This is a genomic window from Lysinibacillus sp. (genome assembly GCF_032093475.1).
Taxonomy (GTDB): Bacteria; Bacillota; Bacilli; order Bacillales_A; family Planococcaceae; genus Lysinibacillus; species Lysinibacillus irui.
Genome location: NZ_DAMDAY010000142.1, coordinates 5,544 through 11,542, shown reverse-complemented (window position 1 = coordinate 11,542; position 5,999 = coordinate 5,544). Strand labels below are relative to the sequence as shown.

The 5,999-nt window shown below is 36.5% G+C and carries 5 protein-coding genes and 1 pseudogene; 2 read left to right on the top strand and 4 right to left on the bottom strand.

The window, feature by feature from the left end; genetic code table 11:
* Window positions 1–256: pseudogene (locus RT445_RS20980) on the bottom strand (L-glutamate gamma-semialdehyde dehydrogenase); the annotation flags it as partial.
* 145 nt (window positions 257–401) lie between these two features.
* On the opposite strand from RT445_RS20980, the gene RT445_RS20975 reads away from it, so the two are divergent.
* A complete protein-coding gene (locus tag RT445_RS20975; protein ID WP_313471492.1) occupies window positions 402–1,709 on the top strand; it encodes an AAA-type ATPase lid domain-containing protein in 1,308 nt (435 codons plus the stop codon).
* Window positions 1,710–1,752: 43 nt separating this feature from the next.
* On the opposite strand, the gene yugI is transcribed toward RT445_RS20975, so the two are convergent.
* The 3 genes from yugI to RT445_RS20960 form a co-directional block, all read right to left on the bottom strand.
* Entirely contained in the window at window positions 1,753–2,130 is a 378-nt protein-coding gene (gene yugI, locus RT445_RS20970; RefSeq protein ID WP_004228409.1) for a S1 domain-containing post-transcriptional regulator GSP13, read from the bottom strand.
* A gap of 84 nt (window positions 2,131–2,214) precedes the next feature.
* A complete protein-coding gene (locus RT445_RS20965) occupies window positions 2,215–3,849 on the bottom strand; it encodes a hypothetical protein (RefSeq protein ID WP_312506050.1) in 1,635 nt (544 codons plus the stop codon).
* Entirely contained in the window at window positions 3,842–4,390 is a 549-nt protein-coding gene (locus RT445_RS20960; RefSeq protein WP_274797372.1) for an RNA polymerase sigma factor, read from the bottom strand. The genes RT445_RS20965 and RT445_RS20960 overlap by 8 nt, the downstream gene beginning before the upstream one ends.
* 209 nt (window positions 4,391–4,599) lie before the next feature.
* On the opposite strand from RT445_RS20960, the gene RT445_RS20955 reads away from it, so the two are divergent.
* Window positions 4,600–5,940 carry a sodium-dependent transporter gene (locus RT445_RS20955; RefSeq protein ID WP_312505807.1) on the top strand — a complete coding sequence of 447 codons (1,341 nt, stop codon included), beginning with the start codon at window positions 4,600–4,602 and terminating at the stop codon, window positions 5,938–5,940.
* Window positions 5,941–5,999: the final 59 nt, after the last annotated feature.

The following is a 5,999-nucleotide window of genomic DNA, read 5'->3' as shown; positions in this document are numbered from 1 at the left end:
TAAATGTTTCATCTGCTGCTTGCATCGCTTTTTCAGCTAAATCTTTGCTCGCTTTTGAAACGCGACCAATTACTTCTGTTTTCTTTGCAGGATTGTACGAAACGATTTTATCTTCAGTTGTAATGCGTTCGCCACCGATAATTAGTGGATAGTCTTGACCTAAGTAACCTTCAACTTTATTTAAAGCCTCTACATAAGCATTGTAGTTTGCCTCTTGTGAAAAATCTGTGAATGGTTCGTGTTTGTATGGAATCATACTTAATCCTCCCTTGTGAGATCTATTTGGGTATGCAAAAAACATTGACGCAAAATATCTTTGCGTATAAAATATTCTTACACTTATTATAATGCAAAATTTCGTTGCATATTTCAAGTAAAAAATTTTTGAGGTGCACTTTTTTATGAAAAATTCTGAACCTTTACTACCTTTTTATGAGTTTATTGCAACAAATGTATCCGTTGGTATTCATGCAGTAGACCTATCTGGTAAAACAATTATTTACAACACAAAAATGAAAGAAATTGAAGGGTTTCATTTTGATGAACTTGCAGATCGTTCGATTATTGAAATGTTTTCCTTCCGTCAACACGAAAGTACATTAATGCGTGTTTTACAAACAGGAAAAAAAGAAATCAATGTAAAACAATCCTATTGGAATAAAAATGGCCATGAAATTACAACAATCAATGATACTTTTCCACTTTTTGTTGAAGGTAAGCTGATTGGAGCAATCGAATTTGCTCGTGATATTACTTCTTTGGAAAAGCTTGTTTATCAACCCCTTCGTCGTTACGATGAACCCCTAACATTTGATATGATAAAAGCTGACTCTGAAGCAATGAAGCAGGTGATCGAGAACGCTAAAAAAGCTGCTGCCGTAAAATTACCTGTCTTATTAATTGGCGAATCGGGCACTGGGAAAGATTTAGTTGCTGAAGGTATTCACCATGCTGCTTCTCCGGATCCTGACGCCTTCGTAACACTCGTTAGTCGCCGCTCAGCTCAATCGGTTCTTGATAAATTACAACAGCTTTTAGAAGAAGATAAAGAGTATACCTTTTTCTTTGACCGCATAGATTTTCTGAGCTTAGACATTCAAGAGCAGCTGTTAGATATACTACAATCGCTTCCCCAGTCCAAATATATGCTGATTGGAAGTGTAGGTAGTGACCCTATTACATTGATTGCCGAGAAAAAGCTGTCAAAGTCTCTTTATTATTTCTTTGCAACAATGGCTATTACCATTCCTAATTTAACGGATCGAAAAGAAGATATTCTTCCATTTGTCGAAGATTATTTTAGTCGACATCGAGAACGATTTGCCTCACAAGTCACTGAACTTGCACCAGATGTACAAGAATTATTTTTACAATATGATTGGCCAGGCAATTTAAAGGAACTTGAGCTACTACTCGATGAAATTGTGTCCTTTATGACAACTGAGTCCACTGTTACTTCAGATTTATTGCCTTTACATTTCCGCTTCAAAGTACAACAGCAAGACACAAATAATCGTGAGCCCGAGTTCTTTATGTTTCATCAAAATCATAATGTCATGCCACTTGATGCTTATTTGCGTGAAGCCGAATCATATTATGTGCAAAATGTCTTAAATTTATATGAGGGCAATATTACAAAGGCAGCAAATGCGCTTGGAATGAGCCGACAAAACCTACAATATCGAATTCGCAAACTAAAAAAACAATAGTAAAAAAACGAGGATACCTTCATTCGAAAGCATCCTCGTTTTCTTATTGACCAGATTGTTCAATCCAGTCCTGTAATTTATCTTTTAAGGAATTAAAACCATTTGCATCCGATTCATCTACACGGTCCTGCAATGATTTGCGTGGTGGTGCATCTTTTTTTCTTACTGTTGCTGGGCGATCCTGTAGCGCTCTCATCGATAAACTTATCTTTTCGGCCTCTTCATCGATTTCAAGTATCTTAACCTCTACTTCTTGCCCAACAGCTAAAAATTCACTAACGTCCTTCACAAAGCCGTATGTTATTTCCGAAATATGCACAAGGCCTTGCGTATTGTCATCTAATGCAACAAATGCACCGTATGGTTGAATACCTGTAACTTTTCCGGTCAACACGTCTCCTAATTCATATTTTTTTACCATAACCTTTGCCCACTTTCTATTTGTTTGCTACGTATATATCGCTTAAATTATAACATACGAGTAAAAACGGGGCAAAAAATCTCCTTACTCGGAAATGGCTGTTATGATGCAACGTTTTTCACCTTTTCCTGTAGTCACTGTACCTAACTGGAAGGTTATAGGCTGACCAATTAGTTGAACTGATTCTGGCTTAACACCAGCTTTAATGGTTGTATGAGAGGCATCTGTTGCATAAAGAATTGTAAAATGTTCCATCCCATCAAATGGAGACACTTTACTTAAATCGACATCTTGAGATAGTAACTGCTTAGCTGTTTCTTGATCACCTTTACCTTGTGCATATAAGAATAGGCTTACAACGTTTATTGGGTTCAATGATTCTAGAATGCTATCATCTTTACTTGTTATATAGGCATTGTAAAGGAATTCAGTTTGATAAATCCATCGAAAATCAATACGCAAACTTGTTGCACCATCTTCTGATTGTCTGTAGACATCATTACTTAAATGAGAAAGCTCTATCCCGATATCCTGTTTTGTTAGCTGATCTAGTGTTTTGGATTTCCCACTTCCCTTATATTCTTCATGGATGAATTGTGCGGTCAAGCGCATCGATTCTCCATACTTCCCATTTGCCGTATCCTTTAATAGCTTTAAATGTTCGGGTGAGTATCTCATTTTGTCATCAATACCTTTTAATAATACAAGCCAGGCATTTTCGAACTCTTTGTTTAAATTTCGCAATTGGTTATCGAGTCCTGAGGTTGATAGGTCATTTACTAATGTTCTTTCGTATAACTTTAAAATACGAGCAGATTCTTCTGCAGAAAATCGTAAATCCTCACCATTGAATAAAGAGCCCATAGCTAAATATTTAAAATAACCTAATACATCAGGATGAAGACGGTCAATAGATACTGGTGCATCCTTCATAAAAATGGGATTTGTTCTAAAACTATAGTTTTGTCCATCATAAGACAACTCAAAATATTGTTTTTTGGCCGTTGCAATTAACTGATTTAGCTCTTTAGGATAATCGTTCTTTTTTTGTGACAACATCGTATTATAGTGGGAAAGCTCATTTGTATAATATTGTAAAACACCTTTCGTAGGGTAGTAATATTTGCTAAAGAAATATCTAGACTCGCCAAATGACATCGGTTTTTTGTTCTTCTCAATTCGCTCAATCATTTCTCGAGGTGTTTGCAAACTATCTAGTATTTTTTGCTCTAACTGCGTTAAATATTTTGAATCATAAGCCATTCTATTTAACACTATTTTTTTATTTTTAGCTTTATCATTGTATATATAGTCCGCCGTTTCAACAAACGAAAGTTTCTTAAAGTCATCCTCAGGTATATTCAACTCAATGCGTGTTTTTTCACGTTTCTCTTGATACTTCTTTTGTAAACTAGAGAACCACTCTTCATAGCTGCTTTCAATCTTTTCTTCATCTGACTGAACGAATGCTGAAGGATACATATAAGACGAAATTAAAATACCTACCAAGAGCACACTGGCAATGCTAGCGATCCATACAGCCGTTTTTTGCCACTTTGCAGAAGGCTTTTGAGCCATATTGACGCTTTCTAAAGATTCTCTTGCGTAATCCTCGGCATCAATTTGCTGAAGAACTCGTTGTGGATCTAACTGTGATTCCATTTGCTCATAGGATTTATTCAGTAGTGCCATACGTTGCTCAAATTGCTTATCATCCATTTTCAACACTCCCCTCCTGCATTAACGCTGCCTTTAGCTTTTCTTTCGCACGTAATAATCGCACTTTGACCGTAGATAATGAAATATTTAAGACTTCAGCGATTTCTTCGTATTTTAATTCGTGGAAATAATACAAGACGAGAGGATAACGGTATTTTTCATCAAGAGCTTGAATAGCACTGTGTAGATGCCTGTCCTCTTCGAACAAAAGTACATTATCTTCTGCTGATGAATAGGCATTTTGTTGCTGAGCATGGAGTTTGTCCTCTTTTGCCTGCTGTCGTTGTTCCTTCCGATAGTAATCACGTGTTGCATTTAAAGTGATTTTATAAAGCCACGTTGTAAATCGATCCTGTTTAAATTGATGTAAAAACCGATACAGTTTCACAAATACTTCCTGTGAAACATCAGCTAAATCATTTGTATGTACACCACATTGAAAGGCAAACTTTTCAACGGTTCGTTGATGAATGCGGATAAGTTCAATATAAGCATCTTTATCCCCTTGCTGTGCCCTCGCTATTAACTCAGCTTCCGTCAACATGATCCCTCCTTTTGTTAATGGAACGAAACTTCTCATCCAATTGTTACAAACTTTTACTCAAAAAGGAGTACCTTCCTAATAAGTTACCAGTCTAGTTCCTATCCACTGGGAATGAACAAATAGCCATCATCAATATTCTGATAATAGCTTGTGTTATGCGAATATTGAGGTAAAATAAAACTTTAGTATAAGGAGGATTTATTTTCGTGTCATCGAGAGATCAATTTACAACTAAAATTGGGTTTATATTAGCTGCTGCAGGAAGTGCAATTGGGCTAGGGGCCATTTGGAAATTTCCTTATATGGCAGGTACAAATGGCGGCAGTGTCTTTATTTTATTATTTATTTTATGTACATTCTTTATTGGCTTACCAGTGCTCATAGCAGAGTTTATGATTGGTCGACGAGGACAAAAAGATGCTGTTACATCATTTAAGGAACAAGCACCAGGAAAGCCTTGGTATTTAATTGGCTGGGGCGGTATGGTGATTGCGGGCCTTATTTTATCATTTTATAGTGTTGTTGGTGGATGGATTTTAAGCTACTTAGCACGCGCCATTTCGTTTAAGCTGACGAATGCTAGTTCAGACATCAACTACGCTGATTTATTTGGCACTATTATTTCCAGCCCAATTGAAGCAGTGCTTGTACAAGGACTATTTATGTTGCTAACAGTGGTCATTGTGTCAGCAGGTATTAAGGGTGGAATCGAAAAAGCAAGCACATGGATGATGCCTCTACTCTTCATTTTCTTTATTGTGTTAGTGATACGCTCCTTAACTTTAGATGGAGCAATGGAAGGCGTTAAATTTATGTTTGTACCTGATTGGTCTTACTTTAACGCTGAAACGTTTTTAATGGCATTAGGACAAGCATTCTTCTCACTAAGTGTAGGTATTGCTGTAATGATTACTTATGCCTCCTACTTGTCTAAAACCGAGAAGATTGGTAACTCTGCGATTAATGTTGCATCCATGAACATTATCATCTCTTTACTTGCGGGTCTTGTTATTTTCCCTGCAGTATTTGCGCTTGGCTATACGCCCGATCAAGGGCCGGGTCTCGTATTTATTATTTTGCCAGCTGTCTTCGAGCAGTTACCTCTTGGTGGTCTTTTCTTAACAATCTTCTTTATCCTATTACTTTTTGCTACAGTCACTTCTTCCATTTCCATGTTAGAAATAGTTGTGGCCATTGCGATTGGAGACAAACCTGAAAAGCGTAAAAAGATTGCTTGGATTGGCGGCATTATCATTTTCATCTTAGGTATTCCAAGTGCGCTATCATTTGGTATATTATCCGATATAAAAATTTTAGACCGCTCTATTTTTGACTTTGTTGATTTTATGACAAACAGCATAGGCATGCCTATTGGAGCCTTTTTAATTTCTATCTTTGCAGGTTATTATTATACAAAGGATATTTCGCGTAAGGAATTGGCTGCATCTAGCTTCATGTTTACTATTTGGTTCATGTTAATTCGTTACGTTTCCCCTATTGCTATATTCATTATTTTCATTCAGGGAATCCTACCTTTATTTAAATAAGAAGTGGCCTCAAATATGCAATAAAAAAGAGGTTGTCCCATGACAACCCCTTTTTTATA

Coding starts and splice junctions, on each gene's coding strand:
- yugI (WP_004228409.1), bottom strand. CDS start 2,130: ATGGTAAAAAAATATGAATTAGGAGACGTGTTGACCGGAAAAGTTACA.
- RT445_RS20965 (WP_312506050.1), bottom strand. CDS start 3,849: ATGGATGATAAGCAATTTGAGCAACGTATGGCACTACTGAATAAATCC.
- RT445_RS20975 (WP_313471492.1), top strand. CDS start 402: ATGAAAAATTCTGAACCTTTACTACCTTTTTATGAGTTTATTGCAACA.